General features: G+C 72.7%; 1 protein-coding gene. It reads left to right on the top strand.

Features of this window, described 5'->3' with window-relative positions:
• The coding region (locus SB751_RS32205; RefSeq protein ID WP_410749287.1) for a response regulator transcription factor at positions 1-223 on the top strand (223 nt) is incomplete at its 5' end.
• Between the last annotated feature and the right edge of the window lie 37 nt (positions 224-260).

The raw sequence follows: 260 nt of genomic DNA, 5'->3' as shown, positions 1-260 counted from the left end.
CGACGCCAGCGCCGCCCCGCGCCGCGCGGCCTCGGCGCTGTCGCAACGCGAGTTGGACGTGCTGCGCCAGATCAGCCTGGGCGCCAGCAACAAGGAAGCCGCGCGCGCCCTGAACATCAGCCCCAGCACCGTGCGCACCCACGTGGAAAGCGTGTTCCGCAAGCTGGAGTGTTCCACCCGCGCGGCGGCCACGCTCAAGGCATTGACGGCCGGCATCCTGTAGGCGGCTGCCGCCGTCACCCCCCGGCAATCGCCCGCAG

This window comes from Cupriavidus sp. SIMBA_020, assembly GCF_046535395.1.
Taxonomy (GTDB): Bacteria; Pseudomonadota; Gammaproteobacteria; order Burkholderiales; family Burkholderiaceae; genus Cupriavidus; species Cupriavidus campinensis.
The sequence above is the reverse complement of the archived record's forward strand: the minus strand, read 5'-3'. Positions and strand labels throughout refer to the sequence as shown.